Origin of the sequence: Nocardiopsis deserti, assembly GCF_008638355.1 — a bacterium.
GTDB lineage: Bacteria > Actinomycetota > Actinomycetes > Streptosporangiales > Streptosporangiaceae > Nocardiopsis > Nocardiopsis alborubida.
Window position 1 is genome coordinate 22,385 of record NZ_VWVS01000015.1, and the last position, 17,052, is coordinate 39,436.

Genomic DNA, 17,052 nt, shown 5'->3' on the forward strand with positions numbered 1-17,052 from the left:
GATGATCTTGTACTTATAGCCGATGTCGGCGCTCGAACCCCGCTATAAGTACAAGATCACGGCGGAGGGGGGCGGGCGCGGCGAACCTTCGCGGTCACGGCCCTACGGCGTGAACTCCCAGTGCCAGGGTTCGAAGCCGCCGCGGGCCCAGGGCGGGTTGTGCCAGCCGTGGGCGGGCGCGTGGGCCAGCATCCACCGGTGCTCGGCGGTACCGAGGGTGTTCACGCCGCCGCACAGGTCCACGGCCAGACCCAGGCCGTGCTGGCTCGTCCCGGGCCGGGCGGCCATACCGGGCACCATCTCCTGGAACAGGCGCACCTGCTCGTGGTAGGGCCGGTAGGAGTCGGCCACGCACATCGGCCGTCCGAACGCCTCGCGGTAGTCGCCGTCGAGTTCGATGAAGGCCTCGGCCGCGTCGGCGCGCAGCCGCTCGCCGGGCTGGGGCAGGGGGCACAGCACCGACTCCGGGATCCGTCCGTTGGCGTGGGCTGTCGCGACGCCCCCGGTGCACCCGTGGTCGGCGCTCTCCGCGACGGGAATTCCCTCCCCGCTGCCCTTTTCGTCGTTGTGCCAATCGGCATTGTCGTCTTTTTCGTCCTCCGCCGATCCCACGGAGGAGTTCGCGGCCCGCGCGTCGCGCAGCGCCTCCTCGCGCCGCCTCTCCGCGGCCTCGGCGTCGCGCACCTCCGCCAGCCGGGCCTCCAGCCGGGTCTGCTCCTCCAGCAGGTCCTCCAACGCCGCCTCCTGGTCGGCCACGGCCTCCACCGCGTCCTCCCGGGCGCTCCTGGCGTCCCCGACCGCCTCGGCCTGCTCCGTCCGCGCGGTCTCGGCGATCCCGGCGAGGGTGTCGGTGGCCACCCGCGCGGCCTCGGCGCGGTCCACGTCGGCCTCCCGGTACGAACCGAACAGGGCCAGGTAGGCGCCCCGTTCGAGCATCCCGGCGGGCCCCTCGGGCCCTGCCCAGGCGTTGACCATGCCCAGCTCGCCGCCCTTGTAGGCGGTGGCGGCCTGGCGGGCGGCGGCCAGGCGGGCCGTCTCGCCGCGCTCGTCGGCCTCCCCCGCGCGCTCCTCCGCCTCGCGGCTGCGCTCGGTCAGCTCGGTGAGGCGTTCGCGCTCGGCCTCGTAGTGCTCGATCTTCTCCGACGCCTCCTGGCGCAGCGTCTCCATGCCCGCGCGCAGCGCGGCCAGTTCCACCCGCACGTTCCCCAGCGCGCTCCCCGTCGAGTCGCCGCCGTCGGAGGCGGCCCCGGGCGCGGCGGTGGAGAGGCAGAGCAGTACCGCGAGGCCGGCCGGAAGCGCGGTACTGACCGAAAAGGCGCGTACGGAGGGTCCGCGGGTTTTCCCGCGGTCGAAACCCTTCGCTTTCGCGTTGTCACCGAGCGTGTGTGATCCAGGACATGACGAGGCACGCATTTCCGCTTCCTCCCCGGGACCTGCGTCTACCGTCTTGTCACGATGTCATGTCGGTGGGGTGTTGGTGGGGAAGCTGGCGGTGTGTCCAAAAAGTTACCTCAGTCCCAGGATGGTTTCGGACGCCATCCCTGACCTGGCACATCGGCCATAATGCCGAGAATGACAGGCATTATGTACCGGTCAGGGGAAGAAGATCCCGCCGATCGCCGTCAAACCGCCGAAGCGAGTCCTTCGCGCCCATTGGTACGCTATCCACCGCACGCGCACCTACGGAGATCTTCGGGTGCGCGGCTCCTCTCATCCCAGGCGAGTCCAGCGGACAGTCTTCACATCTCCCCACATTCCCGCCGCTTCCGGCTCGGTGGACCTCGTGGTCTGTACCGATTTCCCCGAAGAGCCTTCGGTTGGAGCGGTCGTCCCTGGGGTCCAACCAGCCGCTCGAAGCGGTGACACGAAAGGTTGCGAGGGTCCGTGTCGACACGAGCGACGAAAAACGGGGCCGGCGCGCAGAGCGAGGCAGCGCAGGCCGAACATGCCGATGCCACGCCCAAGCGCAGAGCCGACTGGTGGCGGCCACGTAACTGGCGGGTGCGCTCCCGACTGGTGGCCCTCATCGTCATCCCCACCGCGGTGGCCCTGGCGCTCGGCGGCCTGCGGGTCTACGAGGCGGCGGTCTCCACCGTCACCCACGCGCACATCCAGGACCGCGCCGAGGTCGGCGTCCTCATCGTGGAGCTGGCCAACCAGCTGGGCCACGAGCGCAGCGCCAGCGCGGTCTACATCTCCGACAACGCCGACCCCGCGCGGCGCTCGGACGAGCTGCGCCAGTGGATGGAGGAGGAGCGCGACGCCTCCCGGGACCTCCAGCAGACCCTCACCGCACGCCTGGACGACATGGGCGAGGTGGACACCGAGACCGCCACGAGCCGCCTGTCCAGCATGCGCAGCCAGCTCTCCACGGTGGAAGCCCTGCGCACCGAGGTCGACGAGACCCGTATCACCGTCCTGCCGGTGGTCACCAAGTACCGCACGATCACCCGCTCGCTGACCGAGTTCAACCAGACGATGGCGGACGAGACCGGCGACACCGACCTGCGCGAGAGCGTGCGCACGCTGACCGCGCTGTCCACCGCCCGGGACCAGCTCTCCTACGAGACCGCGCTGATGGGCCACTCCCTGGCCCGCAACACGATGACCGGCGGTATCGCCAAGGCCATCGACTCCGCGCGCGCCCGCTACGAGAGCGAGATCTCCAACTTCGTCCAGTCCGCCTCCGAGGAGCAGCGGCAGATCTTCAACGACAACTTCACCGGCCTGGAGGTCAGCCAGGTCTCCACGATGCGCATGCGCGTGATGTACCGCGCCGACCGCGGCGACGACCTCACCGGTGTGACCGCCAACGACGGCCCCGAGGAGTACCGCGAGATCGCCGACGTGGCCCTGGGACGCCTCCAGACGGTCGAGGAGGGCATCGCCCAGGGCATCGCCGCCGACGCCAACACCCTGCGTGACGAGGCCATGGGCCGCGCCCTGATCGACCTCCTCGTCGTCGCGGCCGTGCTCCTGGCGGTCTTCGTCCTCACCTCCCTCGTGGTCCGCTCCCTGGTGCGCCCCCTGCGCGCCCTGGAGGACGGCGCGCGCCGGGTCGCCGAGCGCGACCTGCCCGACGCGATCAACCGGATGCAGGAGGCCGGGACGGTCCCCGAGAACGTCAAGGTCACCCCGATCGAGGTCGACACCCACGACGAGATCGGCGAGGTGGCCCGCGCCTTCGACGACGTCCACCGCGTCGCGCTCACCCTGGCCTCCGACGAGGCCGCGCTGCGCAGCAACGTCAACGCGATGTTCGTCAACCTGTCCCGCCGCAGCCAGACGCTGGTGGAACGGCAGCTGCGCCTCATCGACGGCCTGGAGCAGTCCGAGCAGGACGCCGACCGCCTCTCCGACCTGTTCCAGCTGGACCACCTCGCCACGCGCATGCGCCGCAACAACGAGAACCTGCTGGTCCTGTCCGGCCAGGACAACACCCGCAAGTGGGCGCAGCCCGTCCCGCTGGTCGACGTCCTGCGCGGCGCCGTCTCCGAGGTCGAGCAGTACGAGCGCGTCAACGTGCGCGCCCCTTCCCACATCTCGGTGCTCGGCCGCCCCGTCAACGACGTCATCCACCTGGTCGCCGAGCTGGTGGAGAACGCCACCTCGTTCTCCCCGCACGACACCGAGGTCCTGGTCAGCGCCAAGACCCTCGACAACGGCGGCGTCCAGGTCGACGTCACCGACAGCGGCATCGGCATGGCGCCGGAGGACATGGCGGGCATCAACGCCCGCCTGGCCGCCCCGCCGGTCATCGACGTCGCGGTCTCGCGCCGCATGGGCCTGTTCGTGGTCTCGCGCCTGGCCCACCGCCACGGCGTCAGGCTGAGCCTGGAGGAGGCGCACGGCGGCGGCACCACCGCGCACGTCATCTTCCCGCCGGACCTGCTGATCACCCCCGTCGAGGGCCAGCACGCCCTGGGCGGTGCGGACAGCCGTCCCGAGCTCACCTCGGGCGCGCCCAACACCTACGCCGACGCCGAGGCGGCCTTCGCCTCCACCCCGGCGCCCGTCGAGCCGAACGACCCCTGGCAGACCCAGGAGAGCGGCAGCGTCCCGGGCGACCTGGGCGGCCTGCCCAGGCGCCAGCCCACCGGGTCCCACCCCGAGGAGCACCCGCCCAGCGGGCAGGACCTGTGGGGCAACACCAGCACCGGTTCGGTGTGGGACACCACCAGGGGAGCCGGGACCACCGGAGCCTCCTCCGGCGGTGCCAACGGCCGTCCCGTCGTCGACCCCTACGACGCCTCCGAGGACGACGAGCCCCAGCGCCCGCAGCCCGAGAGCGGCGGACGCAACTTCTTCGACCCGAGCCCCCGCGGTGACTCCTTCGGCGGCGGCTCCGTGGGACGCTCGTCGGACACCGGGTCCTTCAGCAGGCCCTCCGACACGGGGTCCTTCAGCAGGCCCTCCGACACGGGGTCCTTCCGCCGCCCCACCGGCGACACGGGCGAGTTCCGCCGACCCGCCACCGACACCGGTGCGTTCCGCCCCGCGGCGAACGAGTCCTACGACGTGTTCGGCAACACCGGAGCGCAGTCGGGCGGCCACACCGGAGCCTCCTCCGACAACGGCGCCTCCGCGGGCGGCGAGGCCTTCTCCGGCAACGGCTCGGGCCAGGCGTTCGGCGGCCGCGACACCGGCTCCCACGAGCGTCCCGCCGCCAGGGAGCGCGACGACAACACCGAGACCTTCCCGGCGGTCCCCCCGTCCCAGGACGGCGGAAACTGGCGCTCCGGGGGCGTCGACTCCCGCGAGGGGTACGGCTCGACCGCCTACCTCTCCCGCCGCTACGGCGGTGCCCAGGGGCCGAACAACACCGTCGTGCCGCCCACCCCGTCGGGTGAGGAGAGCGACTCGCTGCCGATCTTCGACGCGATCGAGTCCAACTGGTTCAAGCGCCGCAGCGGCGGCCCCACGGTGGACACGACCGAGACCGGCCCGATCCAGCAGGTCCCGGCGGCCCAGGAGCAGCGCTCCCCGGCCGGTACCGACCAGGCGTCCCGCCCCGCTGCGGGGACCCGCTCCGACCAGGGGTGGACCTCCGCGGCCGACCGCGGCTGGAAGGCCGCGCGCACCGCCGCGGAGCCCCAGGCGGACGGGCTGACCACCTCGGGCTTGCCAAAACGCGTTCCCAAGGCAAACCTTGTTCCGGGGACGGCGCCCAAGCCGGAGAACTTCAAGCAGATGCCCACGCGCAGCGCGGACCGCGTCCGCAACCGCTTCTCGGGCTTCCAGAAGGGCGTCCGCGAGGGCAGGGACCGGCTCGGGGAAGGCCCGACGGAGAGGTGACCTCAGTGGAACCTGGTGGGACGGGGTCCCCCTTAATCCCAGGGGCTGGATGCAATAGCATCTACCGAGCTTCTCGGACGCGTCTTACCCACAGCTTGACGAGAGCAGAACACCAGACTCCCGGCCACCCCCACGGGAGGGGCCGGGCAGTTCGTAGAGGCAGTGCTGTCACATGCCGTGCCGGCGGTAGCAGTGCCCAGAGACCAGCCGGCGAAACTGGACAGGAGATCAGATGAGTCGACAGGTGAATGAACTCAACTGGTTGATCACTGACTTTGCCGACCGTGTCCCCGATGTCGCCCACGCGATCGTCGTCTCCTCTGACGGCCTTCCGTTGGCCTCGTCGGCGGGCTTCCCCACGGACCGGGCCGACCAGCTGGCGGCCATCGCCTCCGGCCTGTCGAGCCTGACCCAGGGAGCTGCCCGGGTGTTCGAGGGTGGAGCGGTCGCCCAGACCGTCGTGGAGATGGAGCGGGGGCTGATGCTCATCATGGCCATCAGCGACGGCTCCTGCCTCGCGGTCCTGGCGTCGGCTGAGAGCGACCTGGGTCTGGTCGCGTACGAGATGACCCTGCTCGTCGAGCGGGCGGGGCGGGCGCTGACACCAACGGCGCGCACCTCGGGAATCCACTGAACCACCACCGACAGGAGGAAGTGGTGGCACCTCACAGTAGAGATGCCGGGAGCGCCTCGTGGTTCGGACAACAGCCGAGCGGTCCCCCCACGGGGGGAATGCCGGCGGTTCCGGGCGGCGGAGATGTTCCCCGACCAATCCAACAACCGTACGACCAACGATCCGCTGCGGGGAGCGCGCCCAGTTCTCTGGTCCGTCCCTACGCGGTGACCAAGGGCCGCACCAAGCCGAAGTCGCAGCTTCCCCTGGAAGCCCTGATCTCGGCCACCGCGGCGGCCCGCAACGAGTCTGGGACGCTGACGCCCGAATGGCAGGCGATCAGCGACCTGTGCCGGGAATGGCGTTCCGTGGCGGAGATCTCCGCGCTGTTGCGGATGCCGCTCGGTGTGGCGCGGGTGCTTGTGGCGGACATGTCCGAGCAGGGACTGGTCCAGATCAGGTCCTCGCTCAACAACGACGCCCGTCCCAACACCAACCTGCTTGAAAGGGTGCTCAGTGGACTTCGCAAGCTCTAGCCCAGCCGAGGAAGGCGGTGCTGGGGGGAACGCGATGACGTCGGTCAAGATCGTCGTCGCCGGGGGCTTCGGTGTCGGGAAGACGACATTCGTTGGCTCCGTCTCCGAGATCGTGCCGCTGACCACCGAGGCGGTCATGACCAGCGCCAGCGTCGGGGTGGACGACCTCGCAAAGACGCCGGACAAGCAGACCACCACCGTGGCGATGGACTTCGGCCGCGTCTCCCTCGACTCCGACCTGATCCTGTACCTGTTCGGCACCCCCGGACAGCACCGGTTCTGGTTCATGTGGGACGACCTGGTCAAGGGCGCCATCGGCGCCGTCGTCCTGGTGGACACCCGCCGTCTGGCGGACTGCTTCCCCGCGATCGACTACTTCGAGGAGGCGCGTCTGCCCTTCATCGTGGGGATCAACGGGTTCGACGGCTACTACCCCCACGCGGCCGACGAGGTCCGGGACGCGCTGACGCTCAGCCCGGAGATCCCGATCGTCCAGGTGGACGCCCGTGACAAGGCCTCCACCAAGTCGACGCTCATCACCCTCGTCGAGCACGCCATCACGGTGGGGGACCCCGAGGGCGCGGCCGGACAGCCCACTTCCACGGGCGGCCAGAACTCCTGGCGCTAGGAGGGCCACCCGGGCCGGGGTCCCGCACAGAGCACGGCCCGGTTCCCGTCGGACGGGAACCGGGCGTCCGTGCTGGCATCATGGCGCCATGAGCTCTTCCTCCCAGCCCGACCCAGAGGCGATGACCAGGCGGTTCCGCGACGTGGCCGAGCGCGTGCTCGACTCCCTGCTCCACGACGCCCCCGAGTGGGCGCTGGAACTGGGCGACACCCGTGGCGCCTCCCGCCTGTCCGACCACTCCGCCGAGGCCGACGTGCGCCGCGTCTCGGTGCTCACCGACGCCCTCGGCTCCCTGGACGAGATCGACCCCGACCTCGTCCCCGTCGGCGACCGGGTCGACCTGGAGGTGCTGCGGACCCGCGTCAGCGCCGACCTGTGGCACACCGCGGAACTGCGCCCGCACACGTGGGACCCGCTGCTGTACTCGCCGGGCGAGGCCCTGCACGCCCTCGTGGAGCGCGAGGTCCTGCCCCTCCCCGAACGCCTGTCGGCGCTCGCCGCGCGCTGCGCGGCCCTGCCCGACTACCTCGCCACCGCGCGCTCGCGCCTGTCGGAGGGCTCCGGCATGCCCCGCGTGCACGTGGAGACGGCCCTGGCCCAGGCGGCCGGGGCCCGTGCCATGCTCGCCTCCGACGTGCCCGCCCTGGCCGCGCGGGAGTCCTCCCCGCCCTCCGACCTGGAACCGGCCCGCGAGGCCGCCCTGGTGGCCGTGGAGGAGCACGCGGCCTGGCTGCGCGACCGGCTGGAGACCGCCACCGCAGACCCCCGCCTGGGGGAGCGCGACTTCGCCGCCCAGCTCTGGTACACCCTCGACTCAGAACTCTCGCCCGAGGCGCTGCTGGTGCGCGCCGAGAGCGACCTGCTCGCCACGGAGGAGGCGATCGCCGAGACGGCGGCCGAGTACCTGGGAGGGACGCGCCGCCGCGAGGGGGTGGCCGAGGCGCTCGCCGAACTGGCCGCACGAGGCGCCACCGGCGCCGACACCGTCCGCCCCGCCTGCGCCGACGCCCTCCTGCACCTGAACGAGCGGGTGCGCGCGCTGGGCGTCGTCACGGTCCACGACGACCCGGTCCGGATCGTCCCGATGCCCGAGGCCCGCCGCGGGGTGTCGGTGGCCTACTGCGAGCCCCCCGGCCCCCTCGACCCGCGGGCAGGGGAGCAGACGACCCTGGTCGCGGTGGCCCCACCGCCCGAGGACTGGCCCGCCGAGCGCCGGGAGTCGTTCTTCCGCGAGTACAACGCGGGCATGCTGCGCAACCTGATGGCCCACGAGGCCGTGCCGGGGCACGCGCTCCAGCTCGCCCACGCCGCCCGCCACGAGGGCGGCACCCGGGTGGGCCGGGCCCTGTGGAGCGGCACCTTCGTGGAGGGCTGGGCGGTCTACGCCGAGGAGGTGCTGGCCCGCCACGGCTGGTCCGGCGACCGTCGCGAGGACCTGTCCCTGCGCCTGGTGCAGCTCAAGATGCGCCTGCGGATGATCATCAACGCGATCCTGGACGTGCGCCTGCACACCGGCGACCTCACCGAGGCCGAGGCGATCTCCCTGATGACCCAGCGCGGACACCAGGAGGAGGGCGAGGCCGTCGGCAAGTGGCGCCGCGCCCAGCTCACCAGCGCCCAGCTGTCCACCTACTACGTGGGCTACACCGAGGTCTCCGACATCGCGAGCGACCTGGCCCTGGCCCGGCCCTCGCTCACCGAGCGCGAGCGTCACGACGCGATGCTCGCCCACGGCAGCCCGCCCCCGCGCCACCTGCGCACCCTGCTGGAGCTGTAGGAGAACCGCCTTCAGAGCAGTCGGCGCCGCCAGGCGACCTCGCGGTCCAGCTGTCCCGTCTCCACGAACAGGCGCACCTGGTGCGTGTCGGGGAGCCTGCGGGCCAGCTCGCGGCGGTCGGCCTCCTCGAAGCCGAGGCCGCGCCAGAAGGGCCCCGAACGGCGGCTGAACAGCCAGGCCCGCCGCGCGCCCAGTCCGGTCGCCCGGCTGATCGCGTGGCGGGCCAGCGCGGACCCGGAGCCCGCACGGCGCCGGTCCTCCCGGACGGCCACGCTGCGGATGAGGGCGTCGCGGCCGTCGGCGCTGAGCTCGAAGCCGGTCGTGGCGGCGACGGATCCGTCGGCGTCCCGCTCGATCCACAGGCGCACCGACGGCGAGTCGAGTCCGCTCAGGGTCAGGTCGACCCCGCGCAGGAAGATGGTGAGGGCTTCGAGGTCCGCCGGAACGGCGGGACGGAGTGTGCTCACGGGCACCGATCCTACAAAGCGTCCAAAACCCCCAACGAACCGTGTGGCTGGCGGTGTGCTGGAGGCTCTACCTCCACCTCACCGGGGTAGCTGGTCCCAGCTTCCCGACCTCTTCACCCGTCGGTGCGGGTCACAGTCGAAGGGCTCACCTCCCACCCGCCGGACCGGACACCCGGACGGGCGCACACCCCGACGGGCCACACCCGCATGGTCGGGCACTCCGGCCGCCCTCCACGCGTTGGTACACCGGCGGCCGCGGCAGGCGCGACCGGTTCCCGCGGAGTTGTCCACAGGCCGGGGCGGGTTCGACGCGCGGTCGGCATCGCGCTTCTATGCTGGAGACGCGAGAGAGTACGGACAGGCGACGGAAACGGACGGGCCATGCGCGGTGCCGACAACGAGCACGGAGACGTTCCGGTCGACCCTCCCGGCACGGGCACAGGCACGGGGAGTCCCGACGGCTGGGAGCGGCTGTGGACGCCGCACCGCATGGCCTACATCAAAGGCGAGGGCAAGCCCAGCGGCTCGCGCCCCGAGGACGGGTGTCCCTTCTGCCGCGCCCCCGGACTGTCCGACCCAGAGGGCCTCGTGGTCGCCCGGGGCAAGTCGGCCTACGTGGTCCTCAACCTCTACCCCTACAACAGCGGCCACCTGCTGATCTGCCCCTACCGCCACGTGTCCGACTACACCGCCCTGGACGAGGACGAGACCGCCGAGGTGGCCTCCCTCACCCAGGCGGGCATCCGGGCGCTGGGCGCCGCCTACGGGCCGCAGGGCTTCAACGTCGGCATGAACCTCGGCGACGCGGCCGGTGCCGGGATCGCGGCCCATCTGCACCAGCACATCGTTCCCCGCTGGGGCGGCGACGCCAATTTCATGCCTGTCGTCGGCCGGACCAAGGTGCTGCCCGAGATGCTGGAGCAGACCCGGGCCAGGGTCGCCGCGCACTGGCCCAGAGACTAGGGCGCGTTCCACGGGAGCACGCGACACGCCCCCGGACGCCGCCCCGTCCCTCCACGAGTCCACCCGAACTCACCTGAGCTCATCCGAACCCACCGAACCCACCCGAGCCCACACAGCCCGGCCCCGAGCCCTCCCCGCTGCTGCGGTTCCCATCCCGATCCGCCCCCGCCGGTGCGGTTTCCACCCCCGCGACCCTTCCCGCCCTACGATTCCAAGAAGACATGCTGAGAATCCTTCGCCCCATGATCTCCCGGGTCACCACTCCGCTCGGCCGGAGCCTGGCCCGCCTCGGCCTCACACCGAACATCGTCACCATCGTCGGCGCCCTCGGCGTCGTCGTCAGCGCCCTGTACTTCTATCCACAGGGACAGCTGTACGCCGGGTCGGTCGTCGTCACCGTCTTCGTGCTCTTCGACATGCTCGACGGAGCCGTGGCCAGGGCCCGCGACAGCGCCAGCGCGTTCGGCGCCTTCCTCGACTCCAGCCTCGACCGGGTCGCCGACGCCGCCATCCTCTCCGGGCTCCTGTGGTGGTTCATCGGTGAGGGCGACGACCCCCTGCTCGCCGGACTCACCCTCTTCTGCCTGGTCAGCGGCTTCATGGTGTCCTACATCAAGGCCCGCGCCGAGGGGCTGGGCGTCAACTGCGACGTCGGCGTCGCCGAGCGCACCGAGCGCCTGGTGGTCATCCTCGTCGCCGTGGGCCTCGGCGGCCTGGACGTGCCCTACGTCCTCGCGGGCGGCCTGTGGCTGCTGGCCGCGATGAGCCTGCTCACCGTCCTCCAGCGCCTGGTGGAGACCCGCGCCCGCCTCAACGACCCCGACTACGTCGAGGGAGCCGCGGGAACCGGAGACGCCAACAGCGGAGCCTGAGCACACGGGAAACAGGGAGACGCGGGAACGGGGACACGACGTGGACGAACGCACGGCCGACCTGGCCTACACGGCGGGGTGGGCGATGATCCGCCGCACACCCGAGCGCGCGGGGCGGGCGGTGTTCCAACGCCTGGCCGACCGCTCCTGGCGCTCCCACGACGAGAGCACACGTGGCCTGGAGCGCAACCTGAGGCGCCTGGTCGGCCCCGGGGCCACCGACGCCCAGTTGCGCGCGCTCTCCCGTGCGGGCATGCGCTCCTACATGCGCTACTACTACGAGATGTTCCGCCTCCCCGCCATGAGCGAGGAGTACGTCCTGGGCCGGACCCGCGCCACCGGGATCGAGGTACTGGAGAAGCACGTCCGGTCGGGTCGCGGCGTGGTCGCCGCCCTGCCCCACATGGGCAACTGGGACCACGCCGGAGCCTGGATCGCCCTGAGGGGCACCCCGCTGACCACCGTCGCCCAGCGGCTGCGCCCCGAGAGCCTGTTCCAGCGCTTCACCGCCTACCGCGAGTCCCTGGGCATGGAGGTGCTGCCGCTGACCGGAGGTTCGGGCACCGTGGGCACCCTGGCCCGGCGGCTGCGCGAGGGCGGCCTGGTGTGCCTGCTCGCCGACCGCGACATCAGCGGCACCGGCCTGGAGGTGGACTTCTTCGGGGAGCGTGCGCGCGTGCCCGCGGGGCCCGCCGCGCTGGCCCTCAACACCGGCGCCGCCCTGATGCCGGTCTCGCTGTGGTACGACGGCCCGTACTGGAACATCCGGGTCCACGACGAGATCCCCGTCGCCGGGGGGGCCACCCGCGCCGAGCGGGTCCAGGCCACGACCCAGGAGCTGGTCCGCGTCTTCGAGGGAGCGATCGCCGAGCACCCCGAGGACTGGCACATGCTCCAGCCGGTGTTCAGCGCCGACCACGGACGTGCCGACCACGAGCGCCACGCGCAGGGCCGACCGGGCGGCGGCACCGTACCGGGTGCGGAGGGCGGGTTCCCCGCGGCGAACGGGGTAGGGGCCCCTCAAGACAGCGGGGAGAGGACCCCCGGACGAGACGAACGGAACGGGTGACCGTGGACATGCGGGTCGGCCTGGTCTGCCCCTACGCCTGGGACGTCCCGGGCGGGGTGCAGCAGCACGTCGGCGACCTCGCCGAGGCGCTCACCGGCATGGGGCACGAGGTGTCGGTACTGGCGCCGGTGGGTGACGCGGACACCGGCGCCCTGCCCGACTACCTCGTTCCCGCCGGAAGACCGGTCCCGGTGCCCTACAACGGCTCGGTGGCCCGGCTCACCTTCGGCCCCAGGGCCGCCTCGCGGGTGCGCCGGTGGATCGCCGAGGGGGGGTTCGACGTCCTGCACATCCACGAGCCGTCCGCGCCGAGCGTCTCGCTGCTGGCGTGCTGGGCGGCCGACGGTCCCGTGGTGGCCACCTTCCACACCGCCAACCCCCGGTCGCGGGCGATGGCGGTGAGCTCCCCGGCGCTGCGTTCGGCGATGGAGAAGATCAACGGCCGCATCGCCGTGTCCGAGGCCGCCCGGCGCACCCTGGTCGAACACCTGGGCGGGGACGCCGTGCTCATCCCCAACGGGGTGGCGGTGCGCAGGTTCGCGCACGCCGACCCCCTGCCCGGCTGGCCGGGCGAGGGCGGCTCGATCGGTTTCCTGGGGCGCCTGGACGAACCCCGCAAGGGGCTGGGCGTCCTGCTGGAGGCCTTCGTGCTCATGGCCTCCGAGCGCCCCGGCCTGCGCCTGATGGTGGCCGGGCCCGGCGACGCCTCGGCGGCCATGGAGGCCGTCCCCGCGCACCTGCGCGAACGCGTCGTGCTGCTGGGGCGCCTGGACGACGCCGACAAGGCGCGCGCCTACCACTCCGCCGACGTGTTCTGCGCGCCCAACCTGGGCGGGGAGAGCTTCGGCATCGTGCTGACCGAGGCGATGGCCTCCGGCGCGGCCATCGCTGCCAGCGACATCCCCGCCTTCGCCGCGGTCCTGGACGGCGGCGCCGCCGGGGAGCTGTTCGCCGCGGGCGACCCCGCCCACCTGGCCGAACGCGCCGGTGCGCTGCTGGACGCACCCGGGCGGCGCGCCGAGCTCTCGCGCGCCGCCCGCCGCGCGGTGCGCGCCTACGACTGGGACACCGTGGCCGCCGACGTCGCCCACGTCTACCAGACCGTCCTGCTGTGGGACGGGGACGGCCGCTCCGCGGGGGTGCGCCCGGACGGCGGGCCCCGGGCCACCGCCCTGCTGCACCGGGGGACGACGTGACCGCGGAACGGGGTGAACGGCCCTGACCGAGGACGTCCTCTTCGCCGCCGCCGTCGTCGGCATCCTCCTGGCCCTGATGCTGTTCGGTTTCTACCTCTCGTGGCGGGCCACCCGCCTGCACCGCCTGCACCACCGGGTCGACACCGCCCGCGCGGCCCTGGAGGCCGCCCTGGAGCGGCGCCTGGCCGCCGCGTCCGCGCTGGCCGCCGCCGACGGCACCGACGCCACGCGCGCCCTGCCCGGGGCCGCCGCGGCCGCCCGAGAGGCGCGCGACCGGCAACGGGAGCTGGCCGAGAGCGCGCTCTCGCGCACGCTGCGCGCCGCACTGGAATCTCCGGGGGCCGCCGAGCGTTCCGAACTGCTGCGGCCCCACCTGACCGAGGTGGAGGCCGCCGCCAAGGGCGTCCACATGGCCCGCACGTTCTACAACGGCGCGGTCTCCGACACCCGCCGCGCCCGCCGTTCCCGGCTGGTCCGGACGTTCCGCCTGGCGGGCACGGCGTCCCTGCCGGACTTCTTCGAGATCGACGACCAGCCGCCGCGCATCCTGCTCCTGCCCGTCGGACCCGACACCCCGTAGAGACGGGACCCGGGAAAACACCGATCTGGCCAAAACCCTCGAAAGGGGGTGGAAGTAGGATGAGGGGCTGGTCGACCTGGGTGCGCGGCGCCGACGGTGCCCGCGTACCGCCGCGTGGGGCCGTCGACTCCGCTGCCCGAAGGCAGCCCTCAGCAGAACCGAGACAACGGGAGTCCACCACCGTGGCCAACAACGCATCGAACACCTCCGACAACGCCGTCGGTACCGAGCGTGTCAAGCGCGGCATGGCCGAGCAGCTCAAGAACGGCGTCATCATGGACGTCGTCACGCCCGAGCAGGCCAGGATCGCCGAGGACGCCGGTGCCGTCGCGGTCATGGCGCTGGAGCGCGTCCCCGCCGACATCCGCAGGGACGGCGGCGTCGCCCGCATGTCCGACCCCGACATGATCGACGGCATCGTCGAGGCCGTCTCCATCCCGGTCATGGCCAAGGTCCGCATCGGCCACTTCGTCGAGGCCCAGGTCCTGGAGTCGCTCGGCGTCGACTTCATCGACGAGTCCGAGGTCCTCACCCCGGCTGACGAGGCCCACCACATCGACAAGTGGGCCTTCACCGTCCCGTTCGTGTGCGGGGCGACCAACCTGGGCGAGGCGCTGCGCCGCATCGCCGAGGGCGCGGCCATGATCCGCTCCAAGGGTGAGGCCGGTACCGGCAACGTCGTCGAGGCCACCCGTCACATGCGCTCCATCCGCGGCGAGATCCGGCGCCTGGGCACCCTGGACGAGGCCGAGCTGTTCGGCGCGGCCAAGGAGCTGCGCGCCCCCTACGAGGTCGTCAAGGAGGTGGCGGCGCTGGGCAAGCTCCCGGTCCCGCTGTTCTCCGCCGGAGGCGTGGCCACCCCGGCCGACGCCGCGCTCATGCGCCAGCTCGGCGCCGAGAGCGTGTTCGTGGGCTCTGGCATCTTCAAGTCCGGTGACCCGGCCAGGCGTGCCGACGCCATCGTGCAGGCCACCCTGCACTACGAGGACCCCGCGGTCATCGCGCGCGTGTCCCGTGGTCTGGGCGAGGCGATGGTCGGCATCAACCTGGACGACCTGTCCGACTCCCAGCGCTACGCCGGCCGCGGCTGGTAGCCGCCGCACGACGGTCGCCCGTCGCGCCCGCCATGCGGGCGGCGGGGCCGCGACCGGCCCCGCCGCCCGCTTGCAGGAGAACACGAGCCTACGTCCACGAGTGAGGCCGTACTTGACCGCCAGACCCACCATCGGCGTCCTCGCCCTCCAGGGCGACGTCGCCGAACACCTGCGCGCGCTCCAGGCCCTGGACGCGCACACCGTCAAGGTGCTCTCCCCCGACCAGCTCGACACCCTGGACGGGCTGGTCGTCCCCGGCGGGGAGTCCACCACCATGTCCAAGCTGGCCGTCCGCTACGGCCTGATGGAACCGCTGCGCAAGCGGATCGCCGCGGGGATGCCCGCCTACGGCACGTGCGCCGGGATGATCATGCTCGCCGACCGCATCCTGGGCGGGACCGCCGACCAGCAGACCGTCGGCGGGATCGACATGACGGTGCGCCGCAACGCGTTCGGGCGCCAGACCGAGTCCTTCGAGGCCGCCGTGGACATCGACGGCCTGGGGGGCGACCCCTTCGACGCGGTGTTCATCCGCGCGCCCTGGGTGGAGTCGGTCGGGCCCGGGGTCGAGGTGCTCGGTGCAGTCCCCGGTCCCGACGAGGCCGGTAGGATCGTCGCCGTACGGCAGGGCGGCCTGATGGCCACGTCCTTCCATCCCGAACTGACCGGCGACACGCGCATCCACCGCCTCTTCGTCGACATCGTGAAAGGACATTCATGAGCGGCCACTCCAAGTGGGCCACCACCAAGCACAAGAAAGCCGTCATCGATGCCAAGCGCGGCAAGCTCTTCGCCAAGCTGATCAAGAACATCGAGGTGGCCGCGCGGACCGGCGGTGGGGACCCCGACGGGAACCCGACGCTCTACGACGCCATCCAGAAGGCGCGCAAGAGCTCCGTACCGCTCGACAACATCGAGCGCGCCCGCAAGCGCGGCTCCGGCGAGGAGGCGGGCGGCGCCGAGTGGCAGACCATCATGTACGAGGGCTACGCCGCCGGTGGCGTAGCCCTGCTGGTGGAGTGCCTGACCGACAACCGCAACCGCGCCGCCTCCGAGGTGCGCGTGGCCGTGACCCGCAACGGCGGCAACATGGCCGACGCCGGTTCGGTGTCCTACCTCTTCAACCGCAAGGGCGTCGTCATCGTGTCCAAGGAGGGCACCACCGAGGACGACGTGACCCTGGCGGTGCTGGAAGCCGGTGCCGAGGACGTCGAGGACCTGGGCGACGTCTTCGAGATCGTCTGCGAGGCCACCGACCTGGTCGCCGTGCGCACCGCGCTCCAGGAGGCGGGCATCGAGTACGACTCCGCCGAGTCCAGCTTCCTGCCGACCATGGAGGTCCCGGTCGACGCCGAGACCGCCAAGAAGGTCATGCGGGTGGTGGACGCGCTGGAGGACTCCGACGACGTGCAGAACGTCTTCACCAACGCCGACATCCCCGACGAGGTCATGGCGGAGATCGGCTGACCCTTCGGAACCGACGCCTGTGGCCGCGCCTCTCGGGGCCGCGGCCACAGGCGTTTCGGGGTCCTGGCCGGTGACGCCACCCACGAACGCCGCCCATCCAGCGGTGTCGAAGGCGAGGTGTCCGTGGTCGCGGTTGACGGAGTCGCGTACCGCGTGGGCCGCGGACCCGTCGGTGAAGGGGCCTGCCTCCACGCACTGGCCGCTGCCGTTGACACGGTGACTGCTGACGTGTCAGGCGACCGGAAGGACGGTGGCCGCCTTGTCCCTGCTCATCGGAGTTCCTTCTCTGCGGCCGCGAGGAGCGCGGCGGTGTCCTGGGCGTGGAGACTGTGCTGTTGCAACCCATCGCAGGTGTCCGCGCATCGGTCCACGGCGTCGGTTTCCGGGTAGATGGAGCCAGCGGGACTCTCGATATGCGCGACCTCGGGAAACGGTTCGGCCATCTTGATGAGGGTGGGGGACCGTCCGGATAAGGGGACCGTCCGGACCGGAGTG

16 protein-coding genes and 1 pseudogene are annotated in these 17,052 nt (G+C 72.0%); 13 read left to right on the top strand and 4 right to left on the bottom strand.

The features are described from left to right. Positions 1-102: 102 nt before the first annotated feature. Positions 103-1,194: a M15 family metallopeptidase gene (locus FYW99_RS20125; RefSeq protein WP_190394749.1), complete on the bottom strand. Its 1,092-nt coding sequence runs from the start codon at positions 1,192-1,194 to the stop codon at positions 103-105. A gap of 807 nt (positions 1,195-2,001) precedes the next feature. Here FYW99_RS20125 and FYW99_RS20130 point away from each other — a divergent pair. The 5 genes from FYW99_RS20130 (at position 2,002) to FYW99_RS20150 (ending at position 8,849) form a co-directional block, all read left to right on the top strand. Next, positions 2,002-5,295: a sensor histidine kinase gene (locus FYW99_RS20130; RefSeq protein ID WP_150253817.1), complete on the top strand. Its 3,294-nt coding sequence runs from the start codon at positions 2,002-2,004 to the stop codon at positions 5,293-5,295. 232 nt (positions 5,296-5,527) lie between these two features. Beyond that, positions 5,528-5,929 carry a roadblock/LC7 domain-containing protein gene (locus tag FYW99_RS20135; RefSeq protein WP_017565654.1) on the top strand — a complete coding sequence of 134 codons (402 nt, stop codon included), beginning with the start codon at positions 5,528-5,530 and terminating at the stop codon, positions 5,927-5,929. A gap of 98 nt (positions 5,930-6,027) precedes the next feature. After that, positions 6,028-6,444 carry a DUF742 domain-containing protein gene (locus FYW99_RS20140; RefSeq protein WP_223839293.1) on the top strand — a complete coding sequence of 139 codons (417 nt, stop codon included), beginning with the start codon at positions 6,028-6,030 and terminating at the stop codon, positions 6,442-6,444. Between the two features lie 34 nt (positions 6,445-6,478). Beyond that, positions 6,479-7,072, top strand: coding sequence for a GTP-binding protein (locus FYW99_RS20145; RefSeq protein ID WP_017565656.1), 594 nt, complete (start codon positions 6,479-6,481; stop codon positions 7,070-7,072). Between the two features lie 121 nt (positions 7,073-7,193). Continuing rightward, positions 7,194-8,849: a DUF885 domain-containing protein gene (locus FYW99_RS20150; RefSeq protein WP_150253818.1), complete on the top strand. Its 1,656-nt coding sequence runs from the start codon at positions 7,194-7,196 to the stop codon at positions 8,847-8,849. Between the two features lie 11 nt (positions 8,850-8,860). Here FYW99_RS20150 and FYW99_RS20155 read toward each other — a convergent pair whose 3' ends face one another. Continuing rightward, positions 8,861-9,316, bottom strand: coding sequence for a GNAT family N-acetyltransferase (locus tag FYW99_RS20155; protein ID WP_150253607.1), 456 nt, complete (start codon positions 9,314-9,316; stop codon positions 8,861-8,863). 381 nt (positions 9,317-9,697) lie between these two features. Between FYW99_RS20155 and FYW99_RS20160 the strand changes: the two genes are divergently transcribed. The 8 genes from FYW99_RS20160 (at position 9,698) to FYW99_RS20195 (ending at position 16,557) form a co-directional block, all read left to right on the top strand. Beyond that, positions 9,698-10,279, top strand: coding sequence for an HIT family protein (locus tag FYW99_RS20160; protein ID WP_150253608.1), 582 nt, complete (start codon positions 9,698-9,700; stop codon positions 10,277-10,279). A gap of 242 nt (positions 10,280-10,521) precedes the next feature. Continuing rightward, positions 10,522-11,151, top strand: a complete 630-nt coding sequence (gene pgsA, locus FYW99_RS20165; RefSeq protein ID WP_150253819.1) for a phosphatidylinositol phosphate synthase — start codon at positions 10,522-10,524, stop codon at positions 11,149-11,151. 40 nt (positions 11,152-11,191) lie between these two features. After that, positions 11,192-12,220: a phosphatidylinositol mannoside acyltransferase gene (locus FYW99_RS20170; protein ID WP_150253609.1), complete on the top strand. Its 1,029-nt coding sequence runs from the start codon at positions 11,192-11,194 to the stop codon at positions 12,218-12,220. After that, on the top strand, positions 12,217-13,416 hold the full coding sequence (locus tag FYW99_RS20175) for a glycosyltransferase family 4 protein (protein ID WP_150253610.1): 1,200 nt from the start codon (positions 12,217-12,219) through the stop codon (positions 13,414-13,416). Before FYW99_RS20170 ends, FYW99_RS20175 begins: the two co-directional genes overlap by 4 nt. A 76-nt stretch (positions 13,417-13,492) precedes the next feature. After that, positions 13,493-13,996: a hypothetical protein gene (locus tag FYW99_RS20180; protein WP_150253611.1), complete on the top strand. Its 504-nt coding sequence runs from the start codon at positions 13,493-13,495 to the stop codon at positions 13,994-13,996. Positions 13,997-14,178: 182 nt separating this feature from the next. Further along, entirely contained in the window at positions 14,179-15,090 is a 912-nt protein-coding gene (pdxS, locus tag FYW99_RS20185; protein WP_150253612.1) for a pyridoxal 5'-phosphate synthase lyase subunit PdxS, read from the top strand. A gap of 112 nt (positions 15,091-15,202) precedes the next feature. Further along, on the top strand, positions 15,203-15,811 hold the full coding sequence (gene pdxT, locus FYW99_RS20190; protein WP_017565665.1) for a pyridoxal 5'-phosphate synthase glutaminase subunit PdxT: 609 nt from the start codon (positions 15,203-15,205) through the stop codon (positions 15,809-15,811). Continuing rightward, on the top strand, positions 15,808-16,557 hold the full coding sequence (locus tag FYW99_RS20195) for a YebC/PmpR family DNA-binding transcriptional regulator (protein ID WP_150253613.1): 750 nt from the start codon (positions 15,808-15,810) through the stop codon (positions 16,555-16,557). Before pdxT ends, FYW99_RS20195 begins: the two co-directional genes overlap by 4 nt. Positions 16,558-16,641: 84 nt before the next feature. Here FYW99_RS20195 and FYW99_RS20200 read toward each other — a convergent pair. Both FYW99_RS20200 and FYW99_RS31880 read right to left on the bottom strand, forming a co-directional pair. Continuing rightward, a pseudogene (locus FYW99_RS20200) lies at positions 16,642-16,770 on the bottom strand (DUF397 domain-containing protein); the annotation flags it as partial. Between the two features lie 56 nt (positions 16,771-16,826). Beyond that, positions 16,827-17,000 carry a hypothetical protein gene (locus FYW99_RS31880; protein ID WP_190394737.1) on the bottom strand — a complete coding sequence of 58 codons (174 nt, stop codon included), beginning with the start codon at positions 16,998-17,000 and terminating at the stop codon, positions 16,827-16,829. Positions 17,001-17,052 lie beyond the last annotated feature (52 nt).

Coding starts and splice junctions, on each gene's coding strand:
- FYW99_RS20135 (WP_017565654.1), top strand. CDS start 5,528: ATGAGTCGACAGGTGAATGAACTCAACTGGTTGATCACTGACTTTGCC.
- FYW99_RS20140 (WP_223839293.1), top strand. CDS start 6,028: ATGCCGGCGGTTCCGGGCGGCGGAGATGTTCCCCGACCAATCCAACAA.
- FYW99_RS20145 (WP_017565656.1), top strand. CDS start 6,479: ATGACGTCGGTCAAGATCGTCGTCGCCGGGGGCTTCGGTGTCGGGAAG.
- FYW99_RS20150 (WP_150253818.1), top strand. CDS start 7,194: ATGACCAGGCGGTTCCGCGACGTGGCCGAGCGCGTGCTCGACTCCCTG.
- FYW99_RS20160 (WP_150253608.1), top strand. CDS start 9,698: ATGCGCGGTGCCGACAACGAGCACGGAGACGTTCCGGTCGACCCTCCC.
- pgsA (WP_150253819.1), top strand. CDS start 10,522: ATGATCTCCCGGGTCACCACTCCGCTCGGCCGGAGCCTGGCCCGCCTC.
- FYW99_RS20180 (WP_150253611.1), top strand. CDS start 13,493: ATGCTGTTCGGTTTCTACCTCTCGTGGCGGGCCACCCGCCTGCACCGC.
- FYW99_RS20195 (WP_150253613.1), top strand. CDS start 15,808: ATGAGCGGCCACTCCAAGTGGGCCACCACCAAGCACAAGAAAGCCGTC.
- FYW99_RS31880 (WP_190394737.1), bottom strand. CDS start 17,000: ATGGCCGAACCGTTTCCCGAGGTCGCGCATATCGAGAGTCCCGCTGGC.